General features: G+C 75.8%; 9 protein-coding genes. 2 read left to right on the forward strand and 7 right to left on the reverse strand.

Annotation, left to right across the window (positions count from 1 at the left end; translation table 11 throughout):
- Positions 1 to 3 precede the first annotated feature (3 nt).
- Both Q0817_RS04545 and Q0817_RS04550 read right to left on the reverse strand, forming a co-directional pair.
- Positions 4 to 480, reverse strand: coding sequence for an SHOCT domain-containing protein (locus Q0817_RS04545; RefSeq protein ID WP_298584897.1), 477 nt, complete (start codon positions 478 to 480; stop codon positions 4 to 6).
- A complete protein-coding gene (locus Q0817_RS04550) occupies positions 477 to 3,299 on the reverse strand; it encodes a LuxR C-terminal-related transcriptional regulator (RefSeq protein WP_298584899.1) in 2,823 nt (940 codons plus the stop codon). Before Q0817_RS04550 ends, Q0817_RS04545 begins: the two co-directional genes overlap by 4 nt.
- Positions 3,300 to 3,452: 153 nt before the next feature.
- Here Q0817_RS04550 and Q0817_RS04555 point away from each other — a divergent pair, with 153 nt between their 5' ends.
- Positions 3,453 to 3,851 carry a phage holin family protein gene (locus tag Q0817_RS04555; protein ID WP_298584902.1) on the forward strand — a complete coding sequence of 133 codons (399 nt, stop codon included), beginning with the start codon at positions 3,453 to 3,455 and terminating at the stop codon, positions 3,849 to 3,851.
- Positions 3,852 to 3,895: 44 nt separating this feature from the next.
- On the forward strand, positions 3,896 to 5,605 hold the full coding sequence (locus Q0817_RS04560) for an alpha/beta-hydrolase family protein (protein ID WP_298584905.1): 1,710 nt from the start codon (positions 3,896 to 3,898) through the stop codon (positions 5,603 to 5,605).
- A gap of 48 nt (positions 5,606 to 5,653) precedes the next feature.
- Here the strand turns inward: Q0817_RS04560 and Q0817_RS04565 are convergent, their stop codons facing one another.
- Genes Q0817_RS04565 through Q0817_RS04585 form a run of 5 tightly spaced genes read right to left on the reverse strand, consistent with a single transcriptional unit; the run spans position 5,654 to position 14,062 of the window.
- Positions 5,654 to 6,949 (reverse strand): PLP-dependent aminotransferase family protein, encoded by a 1,296-nt coding sequence (locus Q0817_RS04565; protein ID WP_298584907.1) that lies wholly within the window; start codon positions 6,947 to 6,949, stop codon positions 5,654 to 5,656.
- Positions 6,950 to 6,953: 4 nt separating this feature from the next.
- Positions 6,954 to 8,183: a M24 family metallopeptidase gene (locus Q0817_RS04570; RefSeq protein WP_298584951.1), complete on the reverse strand. Its 1,230-nt coding sequence runs from the start codon at positions 8,181 to 8,183 to the stop codon at positions 6,954 to 6,956.
- Between the two features lie 49 nt (positions 8,184 to 8,232).
- Complete coding sequence (locus tag Q0817_RS04575; RefSeq protein WP_298584909.1) at positions 8,233 to 9,741, reverse strand: NAD-dependent succinate-semialdehyde dehydrogenase; 1,509 nt, start codon at positions 9,739 to 9,741, stop codon at positions 8,233 to 8,235.
- The gene (locus Q0817_RS04580) at positions 9,738 to 12,794 is read right to left on the reverse strand and encodes an FAD-binding and (Fe-S)-binding domain-containing protein (RefSeq protein WP_298584911.1); all 3,057 of its coding nucleotides are present in this window, start codon (positions 12,792 to 12,794) and stop codon (positions 9,738 to 9,740) included. The genes Q0817_RS04575 and Q0817_RS04580 overlap by 4 nt, the downstream gene beginning before the upstream one ends.
- Entirely contained in the window at positions 12,791 to 14,062 is a 1,272-nt protein-coding gene (locus Q0817_RS04585; RefSeq protein WP_298584913.1) for an aspartate aminotransferase family protein, read from the reverse strand. The genes Q0817_RS04580 and Q0817_RS04585 overlap by 4 nt, the downstream gene beginning before the upstream one ends.
- Positions 14,063 to 14,087: the final 25 nt, after the last annotated feature.

Consider the following 14,087-nt stretch of genomic DNA (forward strand, 5'->3'; position numbering starts at 1 on the left):
GCCTCAGGCCGTCCGCGCCGTGGGCCGGCCCGCGCCCTCCTCGTCCGCCGCCGCGGGAGCGTCCGTGCCGGCACCGTTCGTGTCCGGCACGCCCGTGTCCGGCACGTCCGCGTCCGGGGAACGGTCGCCCAGGAGCCGGGCCTTCTCGACGTCGAACTCCCGGGCGGTCAGGGCGCCGCGGTCCCGCAGGTCCGCCAGGAGCGTGAGCTGGTGGGCGCGGCTGCCCTGCGCGTGCCCGGCCACCGGCGCGCGGCCCGACCGGCCCGCCGCTGCGCGGTCCTCCTCGGCGACGCCGACGGAGCGGGTGAACAGGTAGATCAGCGGGCCCACGAACGGCAGCAGGATGATCACCACCGTCCACAGCGCCTTGGTCCCGCCCCCGACGTCATCGCGACGGGTGATGTCGACGAGCGACACTCCCCAGAGCAGGGCCACCGGTGTCCAGATCACCAGCAGCCACACGAACTCCCAGAAACTCATCGGGTCCTCCTCGGTCCGGCGGGGCCCGCGGCGTCCCCGGAGCCCTCTCCAGGGTCCCGCCCCGCCGGAGGAGCGGCCTCACCCGGTGCGGGTGATCCGGCGGGACCGTCGAGGACCGGGACGTCCCGCAGGCCGAGCTCCCGGGCGCGGAGCACGGCCTCCCGCCGGGTGCCGACGCCGAGCTTGCGGTAGAGGGACTTCAGGTGCACCTTGACGGTGTTCACCGACAGGCAGAGTTCGGCGGCGACCTCCGCGTTGCTCATCATCGTCGGCAGCAGCAGGAGCACGCTGCGCTCCCGGCTGGTCAACGGCTCCGGCCCCGCCGGGGCGTGGGAGGGGGCGGCTCCGCCGCCGAGGAGGACCAGCACGGTCTCGACGAACGGCCGGTGCGTGCCCACGGCCCGCTCGTGGAGACGCAGCAGTCTCCGGACCCGGTCGTCGTCCACGAGCAGGAACGGACGCACGATGCGTTCGGGGGCGGCCACGCCCAGGGAGCGCTCGAGGCAGGCCTGGGCCTGCGCCTCGTCGCGGAGCCGGTCGTGGGCGAGGGCGGCCAGCAGCCAGGCCTCCGCGGCGGGCCCTCCGTCGACGTCGGTCTCCCGGAACAGGTCCTGCAGCTGCTGCAGGCACCGCCCGGGGTCGTTGGCCCCCAGCAGCGCCCTGGCCCGCAGGACGACCCGGTGCCCGTGGGGGCGCCCAGGGGCCGAGGAGGTGCCTGCGGGATCGACCAGCAGGGCCAGGACATCGCCGGGCCGCCCCTCCGCCAGGAGGATCTCGGCCCGGACCAGCTCGCACCACCGGGCGAGGAAGCGCGGCATCACCCAGTCCTGCGTCCCTCGGCGCAGCCGTCCCAGGAGGTGACGGGCCGCCGCCACGTCCCCCTTCGAGACCTCGAGCCGCACGCCCACCAGGGCCAGACCGGTCTCCGCGTAGCGGTCCGGCACCCGGCCCACGCACGCCCGGCCGCGCTCGAGCGCGGAGGCGCAGGCGCCGACGTCGTGCTGCAGGAGCCGGATCAGCGCCTCCGCGAGGAACGCCGTGGCCGTCAGGGGCTGGAACGTCCAGCCGGACTCCTCCGCGACGGCCAGCGCGACGTCCACCTCGCGGCGCGCCTCCTGCAGCCGGCCGCGCATCGCCTTCAGGACGGCGAGGTTCCCGTGCAGGTGCAGGGCGAGCACCGGGGTCATGGCGGAGCGGTCGGCGAGGGCCGCGAGCGTCCTGGTGAGCGTGACCTCGGCGGCACCGAGCTCGCCGGTCCACAGCAGGCCCATGGCCAGCACCGTGGTCGTGGCGATGCGGTACACGGGGGCCGCGGGGAGCTCCTCGGGGAGCACCTCGTCCAGCCGCCGGATCGCGGTCCTGGCGCAGCGCACCTGCTCCGTGGCGTCCGCGTGCATCCACGCGAGGACGGCATCGAGCGTGCAGAGCACCACCGTGGTCAGCCGTGCGTCCTCCGCGGACAGCCGGGGCAGCAGCTCGCGGGCACGGGCGGCGTGGGAGGCGACCCCCACCGGGTCGTAGGCGGCGTAACGCACGGCCGCGACCGCGGCGGCCACCTCGCAGTCCCGGGCGACCAGCTCGTCGGGCACGCCGTTGAGCAGGGCGACGAGGGCCGGTCGGTCCGTCCCGAGGGCCTCCGCGCCGGCGCTGCGCAGGACGAACCGGGCCAGCGCCGGCCAGTCCTGCGCCGCGCGCAGGTGCCGGGCCGCCTCCAGCGGCTCCCCGTGGGCGGCGAACCAGGCCGCGGCGCGGCGGTGCAGGACGGCCTGCCGCGCGGGGTCCTCCGCCCGCAGGCCGTGGCGCAGCAGGTCCGCGAAGAGGTGGTGATAGCGGTACCACTCGCGCCGGTCGTCCAGGGCGACCACGAACAGGTTCTCGCGTTCGAGCCTGGCCAGCAGCCGCCGGCCGTCCGCGCGGCCGGTCAGGGTGTCGGCGAGCTCGGCCGAGACGCGCCGGACCACGCAGGTGTCGAGCAGGAACCGGGTCAGCTCGGGCTCCTGGTGCTCGAGGACCTCCTCCGTGAAGTAGTCGGCGAGGCCGCGCTGGTCCCCGCCCAGCCCCCGGACGGCCGCGTCCACGTCCTCGGCGTCCTGGAGGGACAGGGCGGCGAGGCGGAGCCCTGCCGCCCAGCCCTCCGTCCTCGTCAGCAGGGTGGCGAGCTGCGGTGGTGTGGGGGCGACCGCGTGGGCGGCGAGGAGCTCCACGGCCTCGGCGGGGTCGAAGCGGAGGTCCTCGGCGCGGATCTCCGTCAGCCGGCCGCTCAGGCGCAGCCTCGGCACGGGCAGGCCCGGGTCGCTGCGCGTGGCGATCACCGGCCTGAGGGCGCCGAGGTCCTTCCGGGCCGCCGCCGCCAGGGACTCCGCGGCGGGCGAGCCCGCGATCCGGTGCAGGTCGTCGAGCACGAGCACCCGGGGTGCGGGGAGCCGCGCACAGGCGTCCACCAGGAGGTCGACGAACCGGGGGTCGTGGGACGGGGGAGCGCGCAGACCGGCCAGGGCGCTCGCCGGGCCGACATCGGGCGCGGCCTGCAGGGAGCCGAGGACCCGGGCCCAGAACTGCTGGGGGTCCCCGTCCTCGGGCTCCACCGACAGCCAGGCGACCGGCGGCCGGTGCGGGGTGGCCCATCCCGACAGGAGCAGCGTCTTGCCCGATCCTGCCGGGGCGGACACGACGACGGCGCCGACGGCCACCCCGTCGTCGAGCAGCCGGTCGAGACGCGGGCGCCGCACCATTCTGGCCGGCACCCGGGGAATCGAGGAGCGCGTGGCGGACAGCGGGTCCGGCACGGGCGGACGGGCCCCGCTCGGTGCGCCCTTCATGGTCCGAGGCTACTCCAGGGGGACGGGCGGTGGCACGGTGTCCTGCCGGCCCCGCCGCATCACCCGTCGCGGGTGATGCGGCCCCGGGCGGTGGGCGTGACAGTGGGAGCACCGTCCGGCAGAGCGCGGGGCGGGACAGGACAGGAGACGGCCATGGGCGTGTCGCTTCTCGCGCGGTGGGTGGTGCTGGCGGGGGCGGTCGAGCTCACCGCGTGGGTCCTCCCCGGGGTCGCCGTCACCGGCGGGGTGGTGTCCCACCTGGTGGTGGCGCTGTTCATCGGGCTCTGCAACGTGCTCGTCCCGTTCGTCACCGGCCGGCTGCCCCAGCCCGCGTCGGTGGTGCTGCTGGCGTTGCTCACGCTGGCGGTGAACGCGGCGCTCATCTGGGCCTTCGCCACCGTGACGGGCCTGATGACCGTCTCCGGTCCGGTCTCCGCCGCGCTGGCGGCGCTCCTCCTCTCGGTCTTCACCGCCGTGCTGTCCCTGGTGGCCGACCGGCTCCTGGCCGCACGCGCCGACCGTGCCGGTCCGGCCCCCGCGGCCCGCGCGTGAGGCGCACGGCAGGTGCCGGGCGGGGCGGCGGCTACGCTCGTGCCATGGACCCCGGTTCCCGTCCCGGCCCCGCCGTGGCGCGCCCGATCGGCCTCGTGCTCGGGCTGAGCCTCTCCGTGGCCGCCGTGACGCCCTCCCTGCTGCCCCGGCCCCCGGTCTTCCAGGGTCTTCTCGCCGGGGTCGGGTTCACGCTCGGCTACGGCGCCGGGATCCTCCTGGTGGGGCTCCTGGCCCGGGGAGCCGCTGCCCGCGGCACCGGCGGGCAGCCGCCACCGGCCCGTGCCTCCCGCCGGGCCGCCGCGTGGGGGTGGGCGGCCGCCGCCGGCCTCGTGGTCCTGGGCACGGTGGCCCTGTCCGCCCTGGTGGTCGAGTGGCAGAACGACGTCCGCGCGAACGTGGACATGCCCCCGCGGGCCGCCGCCGAGCTGGTTCCGTTCCTGCTGTCCTGGGTGCTGACCTCCGCGGCGGGACTGGGGCTCCTGGGCGCGCTGGGCGCCGTGCGCCGGCGCGCCCGCGACCTCGCCCGCCGGCGCGGCGCCGGTGCGGGCACGGCCGCGGCCGTCTCCCTGGCCGCCGCGGGCACGGCCGTCCTCCTGGCCGTCCTGCTCGTGGTGCTCGGCGTGCTGGCCGCGGCGGACCGGGTCTACGCGGCGCGGGACGCGACGACCCCCGAGGGCGTCGTCGAGCCCGGCTCCCGGTGGCGCTCGGCGGGCGAGGACTCGCCGGTGCGATGGGAGGCGCTCGGCATGCAGGGCCGCGCCTTCGTCGGCGGCGGGCCCGCCCCGGCGCAGATCGAGGAGGTGACGGGCCGTCCCGCGCAGGAGCCCGTGCGGGTCTACGTGGGCCTGGCCCAGGCGGAGACGGCCGAGGAGCGCGCGGCCCTGGCCGTGGCCGAGCTGCGCCGCACCGGCGGCTTCGAGCGCGAGGTCCTGGTGGTCGCCGCGCCCACCGGCTCGGGCTGGCTCGAGCGCCAGGCCGTGGACACCGTGGAGTACCTCAACGCCGGGAGCACCGCGATCGTGGCGACCCAGTACTCCTACCAGCCCAGCTGGGTCTCGTTCCTCTTCGCCCCCGACCTCCCCCGCGCCTCGAGCCGGACGCTGTTCGACGCCGTGCACGCCGAGTGGGAGCGGATGCCGGCGGGGGACCGCCCCCAGCTGGTGGTGTACGGGCTGAGCCTCGGCGCCTCCGGGATGCAGTCCGTGTTCGCGGACGTGCCGGAGATGACCCGCCGCACGGACGGCGCCGTGTTCACGGGGCCGCCCAACAACGCGCAGCCCTGGCGGAGCCTGCAGGAGCGCCGCGATCCCGGCAGCCCGGTGTGGCAGCCCGTCCTGGACCAGGGGCGGACCGTGCGCTGGCTCTCCGTGCCCGGGGACTTCGATGCGGTGCCCGGCCCGTGGGAGCGTCCGCGGATCGCCTACCTCCAGCACGCCACGGACCCCATCACGTGGCTGGACCCCGCGGTGATCGGGCAGCGGCCGGAGTGGCTGGCGGGCTCGAGCGCGGAGGGCGGGCGGGCCGCCGACGTGAGCGACGCGATGGTGTGGGTCCCGCTCCTGACCTACCTCCAGCTGGCCGTGGACATGGTCCTGGGCGAGGCCGTCCCGGCCGGCCACGGGCACAACTACGGGGACGTCGCCGTGGACGCGTGGGCCGCCGTCCTGCCGGGCCACGGCCTGGACGGGCCGGCCCTCGACCGCGTCCGGGAGGTCATCGCCTCCTACCCCTACCAGGACGCCGGCGCGGAGTGAGGGCGGCGGCCCGGTGCGGGGCCGCCGCCCGGCCCGTCCGGCGGGGTGCTACCGGTCCGAAAGCTCCGCCCGGGCGATGTCCAGGGCCCGGGCCAGTCGCCGCACGCCCACCTCCGTGCGCTCGGGGCTCGTGGACGCGAAGCACAGCCGGAAGGCGTCCTGGAAGCGGCCGGAGGGGGACAGCGCGGGGCCGGGGATGAAGGCGACGCCCTCGGCCAGCGCGATCTCGAACAGCCGGGGAGTGGCCACGGCCGCGTCGTCGCCCTGCAGGGTCACCCACAGGAAGAAGCCGCCCTCGGGGTCGGTCGTGACCACCCGGGAGCCGAGGTGGCGGGCGATCGAGGCGTCCATGGCCTGCTTGCGCCGCCGGTACTCCGTGCGCAGGCAGGCCAGGTGGTCGTCGTAGCCGCCCTGGCGCACGAACCGTTCCACGATGTGCTGGGCGGGCACGTTCGTGCACGTGTCCATGGCCTGCTTGCCGGCGATCAGCAGCTTGCGCAGCCTCGGGTCCGCGTCCACCCACCCCACGCGCAGGCCGGGGGCGAGGACCTTGGAGAAGGTCCGCACCGAGAACACGAGCGGGTCGTCCGGGCTGATCTCCCGGAAGCCGGGGATGTCCTCCCCCGCGAAGCGCAGGCCCCCGTACGGGTCGTCGTCGATGATCACGGCGCCCCACCGGTGCGCCAGCTCCAGCAGGCGCCGCCGGCGCGGCTCGCTGAGCGTGGTGCCGGAGGGGTTCTGGAAGTTCGGGATCGTGTAGAGGGCCCGCGGGGTGCGCCCGGTCTCGGCGACCAGCGTCTCGAGCGCGTCCACGTCCATGCCGTCCTGGTCCACGGGGACCTCGAGGACGTCGGCGCCGTAGCTGAGGGCGGTCCCGGAGCCGTTCGTGTAGGTGGGGGACTCGACCACCACGAGGTCCCCGGGGTCCACGAAGAGCTTGAACGCGAGGTCGAGGCCCTGCATCCCGCCGGAGGTGATGACGATCCGTTCGGGCCGGGTCGGCTCCGGGGTCGTGGAGGGGTGGGCCACGACGGTCTCGAGCAGACCGGGCTCGCCCTCCGTGGCCCCGTACGTGAACGAGCTGTCGTCGAGGACCTCGGCGGCAATCCGCCGGAACTCGCCCGTGGGGATCACCTCGGCGGCCGGGGCGCCCATCGCGAAGCGGACGATGTCGTGGCTCTGGGCGGCGAGCAGCGACGTCGAGGAGTCGATGACCGACCCCACGAGCCCGTCCGCCCGGCGGGCCAGCGGCAGCAGGCCGTGGGCGGGGTCGCCGCCCACGCCCGCGGTGGGCTTGGTGAGCAGGCTGTCGACGGTGGTGAGGGACGTGGCGGTGGTGGTCATGGGATCACTTCCTGATGAGTGCTCGGGGGAAGGAGGTCAGGGCCTCCGTCCCGGTGGCGGTGATGCGGATCGACTCGGAGACCTCGTAGCCGTACCCGGTCATCCACATGCCGCAGATGAGGTGGAACGTCATGTTCTCGGCGAGCACGCTCTCGTCCTCCGAGCGGATGCTGATGGTGCGCTCGCCCCAGTCGGGGGGATAGCCGATGCCCACGGAGTAGCCGAGCCGGCTGGGCTTCTCGAGCCCGAACTCCGCGAGCGCCCAGTTCCAGGTGCTCGCGAGCTCGCGCACCGGGACGCCCGCGGCGGTGACGTCGAGGACGGCCTCGAGCCCGGAGGCGACGGCCTCCTCGAGCAGGCCCAGCTCGGCCGTGGGCGGACCGAGCATGACCGTGCGGGCCAGCGGCACGTGGTAGCGCCGGTGCACCCCGGCCAGCTCCACCACGACGGCGTCGCCCTCGCGCAGCACCCGGTCCGACCAGGTGAGGTGCGGGGTGTCGGCGGAGGCCCCGGTGGGCAGCATGGGCACCATGGCCGGGAAGTCGCCCCACGCGTCGCCGACCCCCTCGACCTGGGCCCGGGAGATCTCCGCCGCGACGCGGTGCTGCGGGACGCCGGGCTCGATCGCGTCGATCGCGGCCTGCATCGCGGCCGTCGTGACGCGGGCGGCCGTGCGCAGGTACTGGATCTCCGCCGGGGACTTCACGGCGCGCACCCAGTTCACGATGTCGAAGGCGTCCACGAGGGTCCACTCGGGCAGGGCGTTGACGAGCGACCGGTAGCCCTTGGGGGAGAAGAAGTGGGAGTCCATCTCCAGGCCCACGCACCCCCGGGCGGCCGGGGCGACCTGGCCGCGGCGGCGCAGGGCGAAGGCCACCCAGTCGAACGGGTGCAGGTGCGGGCGGTGCACGTAGCGCTCGGGGTAGCCGACGATCTGCTCGGGGTGCAGCCGGGCCGTGCGGAACGCGCCGTTGGCGTCCATCTCCCGCAGGAACAGCAGCAGCTCGCCCTCCATGGGCACGAACAGCAGCTGCGGGGTGTAGAACGACCAGGCGTCGTAGCCCGTCAGGTAGAACATGTTCGCGGGGTCGGTCACGATCAGCGCGCTCAGGCCCTGCTCCGTCATCTTCTCCCGCACCGCGCGCAGCCGGGCGGCGTACTCCTCGTCGCTGAACAGCGCGGGGCGGACGTCAGGGTCGGCCACGGCTCCGCCGTCCGTGGTGTCGTCCGCCATGGTGTCGTCCGTCACGGGGCTGTCCGTCACGGCGCTGTCGGTCACGGTGTCATCGGCCACGGGGCACCGCCGTGTACTTCGTCTCGAGGAACTCCTCGATCCCCACGCGGCCCCCCTCGCGCCCGAGGCCCGAGGCCTTGACCCCGCCGAAGGGCGCCGCCGGGTTGGAGACCAGTCCCGTGTTGACCCCGACCATGCCGACCTCGAGGGCCTCGCTCACGCGGAAGCTGCGGTCCACGTCGCGGGTGAAGAGGTAGCCCACGAGCCCCCACGGGGTGTCGTTGGCCCACCCGAGCACCTGTTCCTCGGAGTCGAACGGCACCACGGGCGCCACCGGCCCGAAGATCTCCTGGGACATGAGCTCGGCGTCGGGGCTGACCCCGGACAGGACGGTGGGGGCGTAGAACCAGCCCCGGCCCCCGGGCCGGCGGCCCCCGCACAGCACGGACGCCCCCCGGGTGAGGGCGTCGTCCACGAGCTCCTCCACCTTGGCCAGGGCCTTCTCCTCGACGAGGGGGCCCACCTGGGTGCCCTCGGCCACGCCGTGGCCCACGGTGAGGGAGCCCATGCGCTCGGCGAGGCGGGCGGAGAACTCCTCGGCCACGGAGCGGTGGACGAACAGGCGGTTGGCCGCGGTGCACGCCTCGCCCATGTTGCGCATCTTGGCGATCATCGCGGCCTCGACCGCCACGTCGAGGTCGGCGTCCTCGAACACGATGAAGGGGGCGTTGCCGCCCAGCTCCATGGACGAGCGCATGACGTGCTGGGCGGCCTGCTCGAGCAGGCGGACCCCCACCTCGGTGGAGCCGGTGAAGGAGATCTTGCGGGCGATCCCCGAGGACATCCAGGGCCCGACCACCGAGGAGGCCTTCGAGGTGCACACCACGTTGAGCACGCCCGCCGGGAGGCCGGCCTCCACGAGGATGTCCACGAGCGCCAGGGAGGACAGCGGGGTGAGATTGGCGGGCTTGAAGACCATCGTGCAGCCGGCCGCGACGGCCGGGCCGATCTTGCGGGTGCCCATGGCCAGCGGGAAGTTCCACGGGGTGACCAGCACGCAGGGCCCCACCGGCTCCTTGGACACCAGGATCCGGGTCCTGCCGTCGCCCGAGAGGGTCATGTCCCCGCCGATCCGCACGGCCTCCTCGGAGAACCAGCGGAAGAACTCGGCGGCGTAGGCGACCTCCCCGCGGGCCTCGGCGAGGGGCTTGCCCATCTCCGTGGACATCACCAGGGCGAGCTCGTCCTGGCGGGCCATGATCAGGTCGTAGGAGCGGCGCAGGATCTCCCCGCGCTCCCGGGGCGCGGTCCGCGCCCAGTCCTTCTGGGCCCGCCCCGCGGCCTCGATCGCCCGGGCGGCGTCCTCGGGGCCGCCGTCCGCCACGGTGGCGACGACCTCCTCGGTGGCAGGGTCCACCACGTCGAAGCGGCGGCCGGAGGCGGCCTCGGCCCAGACGCCGTCGATGAAGACCCCGGTGCTGACCCCGGCGACGGCCTCCCGGGACCGGCGCAGGACGTCGTCGGAGGCGGTGGTGGGGGCGGTGGCGGAGGTGGTCACGGGTTGTCCTTCCGGTCGGAACGGGTGCGCAGACCGTCACGGGAGTCGTCACGGGAATCGTCACGGGGTTCGGGGCGGGGGTCGAGGAGCTGGGCGAGGTGCCGGCCGGGCCGGTCGGGACGCAGGTGGCGGACCTGCTCGTGGCACGAGAAGCCGTCGGTGAGGACGGGCACGGAGTCCTCCGTCTCCCGCAGGGCCGGGACCAGGGCCTGCTCGGCCACGGCGAGGCTGACCTCGTAGTGGGCGGCCTCGAAGCCGAAGTTCCCGGCCACCCCGCAGCAGCCGGTGGCCTCCCGGACCTCGGCGACGCCGGCCGCGGCCAGGGCCCTGCGCTGGACCGCGGCGCCGAAGGCGGAGTACTCGTGGCAGTGGGTCTGGACCACCACGGACGGGGGCAGCGGCGTGCCGGGGGCGGGCAGCCGCCCGTCCCGCGCGAGCTCGGCGACGTGCTCGGCGAAGCTGCGCACCCGGGCGGCCACCCGGCGGGCCGCGTCCGTGGGCACGAGCCCGGGCAGGTCGTGGCGCAGGGCGGCGGCGCAGGAGGGCTCGACGACGACGACGGGGCGCGCGGACCCGTCGTCGAGCACCTCGACCGTGCGGCGCAGGACCTGCTGCGCCGTGCCCAGCTGGCCGGTCGAGATCCACGTCAGCGCGCAGCAGGCGTCCGGCGCGCACTCGACGGGACGCCCGGACCCGGCGAGGACACGGGCCGCGGCCCCGGCCACCTCGGGGCGGAAGCCGCGGGTGAAGCTGTCCACGAACAGGACCGTCTCCCCGGTGCCCGCACCGGGGCGGGCCACCCCGGCCCCGGCGACCTGGCGGATCCAGTCGGCGGCCCCGGCGAAGCGCGGCAGCGGCCGCTCGGGCGTCAGCCCGGCCACCCGCATCCCCGCCCGCAGCAGGGGGCGGGTGGCGGGCCGGTCGCGCAGCGCGACGTTGAGCAGGCGGGAGAACCGGCCGGTGAGCCCGAGCCACCGGGGCAGCCGGCCCAGGGTGTAGTGGCTGAAGGGCCGGAGGCGCCGCCGGTAGAAGTGGTCGAAGAACTCGGACTTGTACGTGGCCATGTCCACGCCCGCCGGGCAGTCGGTGGCGCACGCCTTGCAGGACAGGCACAGGTCGAGGGCCTCGCGCACGTCCTGCGAGCGCCACCCCGCCTCCTGGTCGGGGGCGGTGCGGACCATCTCCTGGAGCACGCGGGCGCGTCCCCGCGTGGAGTCCCGCTCGTCCAGGGTGGCCCGGTAGCTGGGGCACATCACCCCGCCCGTGTCCGCGCGGCAACGGCCCACCCCGATGCACCCCTGCACGGCGTGCACGAAGGGGTCCTGGCGGTCCTCCCCGGCGCGCAGCTCCCCGAGCGGGAAGGACGTCGGCCACTGCCGCTGCGGCACGCCCTCGAGGGCGAGGTCCGCGGTGAGGGCGGCCGGGTCGACGAGCACGCCGGGGTTGAGCAGCCCGTGCGGGTCCCAGGCCCGCTTGACGGCGGCGAAGGCGCCCAGCACGCGCGGGGAGTACATGAGGCCCAGCAGCTCCGAGCGGGCCCGGCCGTCCCCGTGCTCGCCGGAGAGGGACCCGCCGTGGGCGACGACGAGCCGCGCGGCGTCCTCGGTGAAGGCGCGGAACACGGCCCGTCCCTCGTCGGAGCGCAGGTCGTAGGTGATCCGGATGTGCAGGCAGCCGGCGCCGAAGTGGCCGTAGACCACGCCGTCGAGGCCGTGCTCCTCGAGCAGGGCCCGGAGCTCGGCCAGGTAGTCGGCGAGCCGCTCGGGGGCCACGGCGGAGTCCTCCCAGCCGGGCCACGACTCGCTGCGGTCCAGGGCGGCGTCCGGGGCCAGGCGCGAGGAGAGCCCCGCTCCGTCCTCCCGGACGCGCCACAGCGAGGTCCGCTCGACCGGGTCCGGCACGGTCCGGCCGTCCAGGGCGTGGCCCTCGCGCAGCAGCCGCTCGAGCAGGGCCTCGGCGCGCTCCGTTACCTCGGCGGCATCGTCCCCGTCGAGGTCCACGTAGAGCCAGGCGCCGCCGCGGGGCATCGCGGCCACCGCGTCCGCGCCCCGGCGCCACCGCATCGTGGCGACGATCTTGTCGTCGATCCCCTCGACCGCGGCCGGCTGCTCCTCGAGCAGGATCGGCACGTCCCGGGCCGCCGCGACCACGTCCTCGTAGCCGAGGCACAGCAGCAGCGCGCTGCGGGGGCGGGGCACCAGGCGCATGCGGGCCCCCACCACCACGGCGCACGTGCCCTCCGAGCCCACGAGGGCGCGGGCGACGTCGAAGCCGCGCTCGGGCAGCAGGTGCTGGAGGTGGTAGCCGGAGACCTGCCGGGGGATCCGGCCCAGCTCCACGCGCAGCTCGGCCAGGTGGGCGGCGGCCACGTCCCGCAGGGCCCCGGCGAGCTCTCCGGCCCGCCGGGCGGAGGCCTCGTCCGCCGGGTCGGTGGCGCGCAGCCCGCCGGGCCCGGCGGTGAGGCGGGCGCCGTCGGCGGTGACGAGGTCGAGCTCCACGGTGTGGTCGCTCGTGCGCCCGTAGCGCACCGAGTGGTTGCCGCAGGCGTCGTTGCCGACGGAGCCGCCCACCGTGGCGCGGGTGCGGGAGGAGGGGTCCGGGGCGAACGTGAGCCGCCCGTCCGTGCGCCGCTCCACCTCGCGGGCGAGCACGGAGAGCACCGCGCCGGCCTCCACGTCCACGGTCAGGGCGTCCTCGTCCACGGCGCCGATCCCGCGCAGGTGCCGGGAGAGGTCCAGGACGAGCCCCGGGCCCACGGCGTTGCCGGCCATCGAGGTGCCGCCGCCGCGGCTGGTCACCGGCACGCCCAGGTCCCGGCACACGGCCAGCGCCGCGGCGACGTCCGCGGCGGAGCGGGGGAAGACCACGGCCCGGGGGCGCACCCGGTAGTTGGACGCGTCGTAGGCGTACTCCGCGAGCCGGCGGGAGCCGGTGTCGGCGTCGAGGCCGGCCGCGTGCAGGCGCCGGCCGAGCTCGCCGCCGGCCGGCGCCCCGGGGGCGGTGCTCCCGGGACCGGCGCGACGGGTCGGGAAGGGCAGGGCGGCGGTGCTCATGCGCTCGCCGCCGACCCGACAAGGGCCTCGGCCAGGGCCGCCTCGAAGCGCTCGAGGCCGGTGCGGATCTCCTCCTCGGAGACCACCAGGGCCGGGATCAGCCGGACCACGTTGCCGGCCGGTCCGCAGGTCAGGGTGAGCAGCCCGTGGCCGGTGGTGGCCTGCTGCACGGCCAGGGCGGCGGCCGGGTCGGGGGAGCCGTCCTCCTTCGCGAACTCGATGCCCTGCATCAGCCCGCGGCCGCGGACGTCGCTGATCCCGGGGTGGCGCTGCTGCAGGGGCAGCAGCCCGGCCTGCAGCTGGTCCCCGCGGACCCGTGCGTTCTCCACGAGGCCCTCGTCCCGGACCACGTCGAGGGTGGCGCAGCCCGCGGCGGCGGCCACGGCGTTGCCCCCGTAGGTCCCGCCCTGCGAGCCGGGCCAGCCCCGCTCCATGAGCGCGGTCGGCGCCGCGATCGCGGAGATCGGGAAGCCGGAGGCGAGGCCCTTCGCGGTGATCAGCACGTCCGGGACCACGTCCGCGAACTGGTGGCCCCAGAACCGCCCGGTCCGCCCCACCCCGGCCTGCACCTCGTCCAGGACCAGCAGGATCCCGTGCCGGTCCGCCCGCTCCCGCAGCCCCTCGAGGAAGGCCGGCGGGGTGGGCAGGTAGCCGCCGTCGCCGAGCACGGGCTCGATGAGGAAGGCCGCGGTGTCCTGGGGCGCCGTCCGGGTCACCAGGAGGTAGTCCAGCTCCCGCAGGGCGAAGTCCACCGCCGTCCGCTCGTCCCACCCGTAGCGGTGGGCGTAGGGGAACGGGGCCATGTGCACCCCGCCCATGAGCGGGGAGAACCCGGCGGAGAACCGGGTGCCCGCGGTGGTGAGGGTCGCCGCGGCCACCGTGCGGCCGTGGAAGCCGCCCTGGAAGACCACGATGTTGGGCCGGCCCGTGGCCATCCGGGCCAGCCGCACGGAGGCCTCGACCGCCTCGGAGCCGGAGTTGGCGTAGAACACGGAGTCCAGGGCCGGGGGCAGGACCTCGCCCAGCTTCTCGGTGAGCTCGAGCAGCGGCGGGTGCATCACGGTCGTGTACTGGGCGTGGATGACCCGCCCGACCTGCTCCCGGGCCGCCTCGACCACCCGGGGGTGGCAGTGGCCCGTGCTGGTCACGCCGATCCCGGTGGTGAAGTCCAGGTAGTCCCGCCCGTCCGTGCCGTGGATCCAGCACCCCCGGGCGGAGTCGACGACGACCGGGGTCGCCTGCTTCAGGAGAGGGCTCAGTGAGGTCATGGCTCATCATGGGAACAGCCCGTGC

The organism is uncultured Kocuria sp., assembly GCF_947500125.1.
Classification (GTDB): domain Bacteria; phylum Actinomycetota; class Actinomycetes; order Actinomycetales; family Micrococcaceae; genus Kocuria.

Bases quoted from the DNA above. Each gene is read 5' to 3' on its own strand.
- Q0817_RS04545 (WP_298584897.1), bottom strand. From the start codon at position 480: ATGAGTTTCTGGGAGTTCGTGTGGCTGCTGGTGATCTGGACACCGGTG.
- Q0817_RS04550 (WP_298584899.1), bottom strand. From the start codon at position 3,299: ATGAAGGGCGCACCGAGCGGGGCCCGTCCGCCCGTGCCGGACCCGCTG.
- Q0817_RS04555 (WP_298584902.1), top strand. From the start codon at position 3,453: ATGGGCGTGTCGCTTCTCGCGCGGTGGGTGGTGCTGGCGGGGGCGGTC.
- Q0817_RS04560 (WP_298584905.1), top strand. From the start codon at position 3,896: ATGGACCCCGGTTCCCGTCCCGGCCCCGCCGTGGCGCGCCCGATCGGC.
- Q0817_RS04565 (WP_298584907.1), bottom strand. From the start codon at position 6,949: ATGACCACCACCGCCACGTCCCTCACCACCGTCGACAGCCTGCTCACC.
- Q0817_RS04570 (WP_298584951.1), bottom strand. From the start codon at position 8,183: ATGGCGGACGACACCACGGACGGCGGAGCCGTGGCCGACCCTGACGTC.
- Q0817_RS04580 (WP_298584911.1), bottom strand. From the start codon at position 12,794: ATGAGCACCGCCGCCCTGCCCTTCCCGACCCGTCGCGCCGGTCCCGGG.
- Q0817_RS04585 (WP_298584913.1), bottom strand. From the start codon at position 14,062: ATGACCTCACTGAGCCCTCTCCTGAAGCAGGCGACCCCGGTCGTCGTC.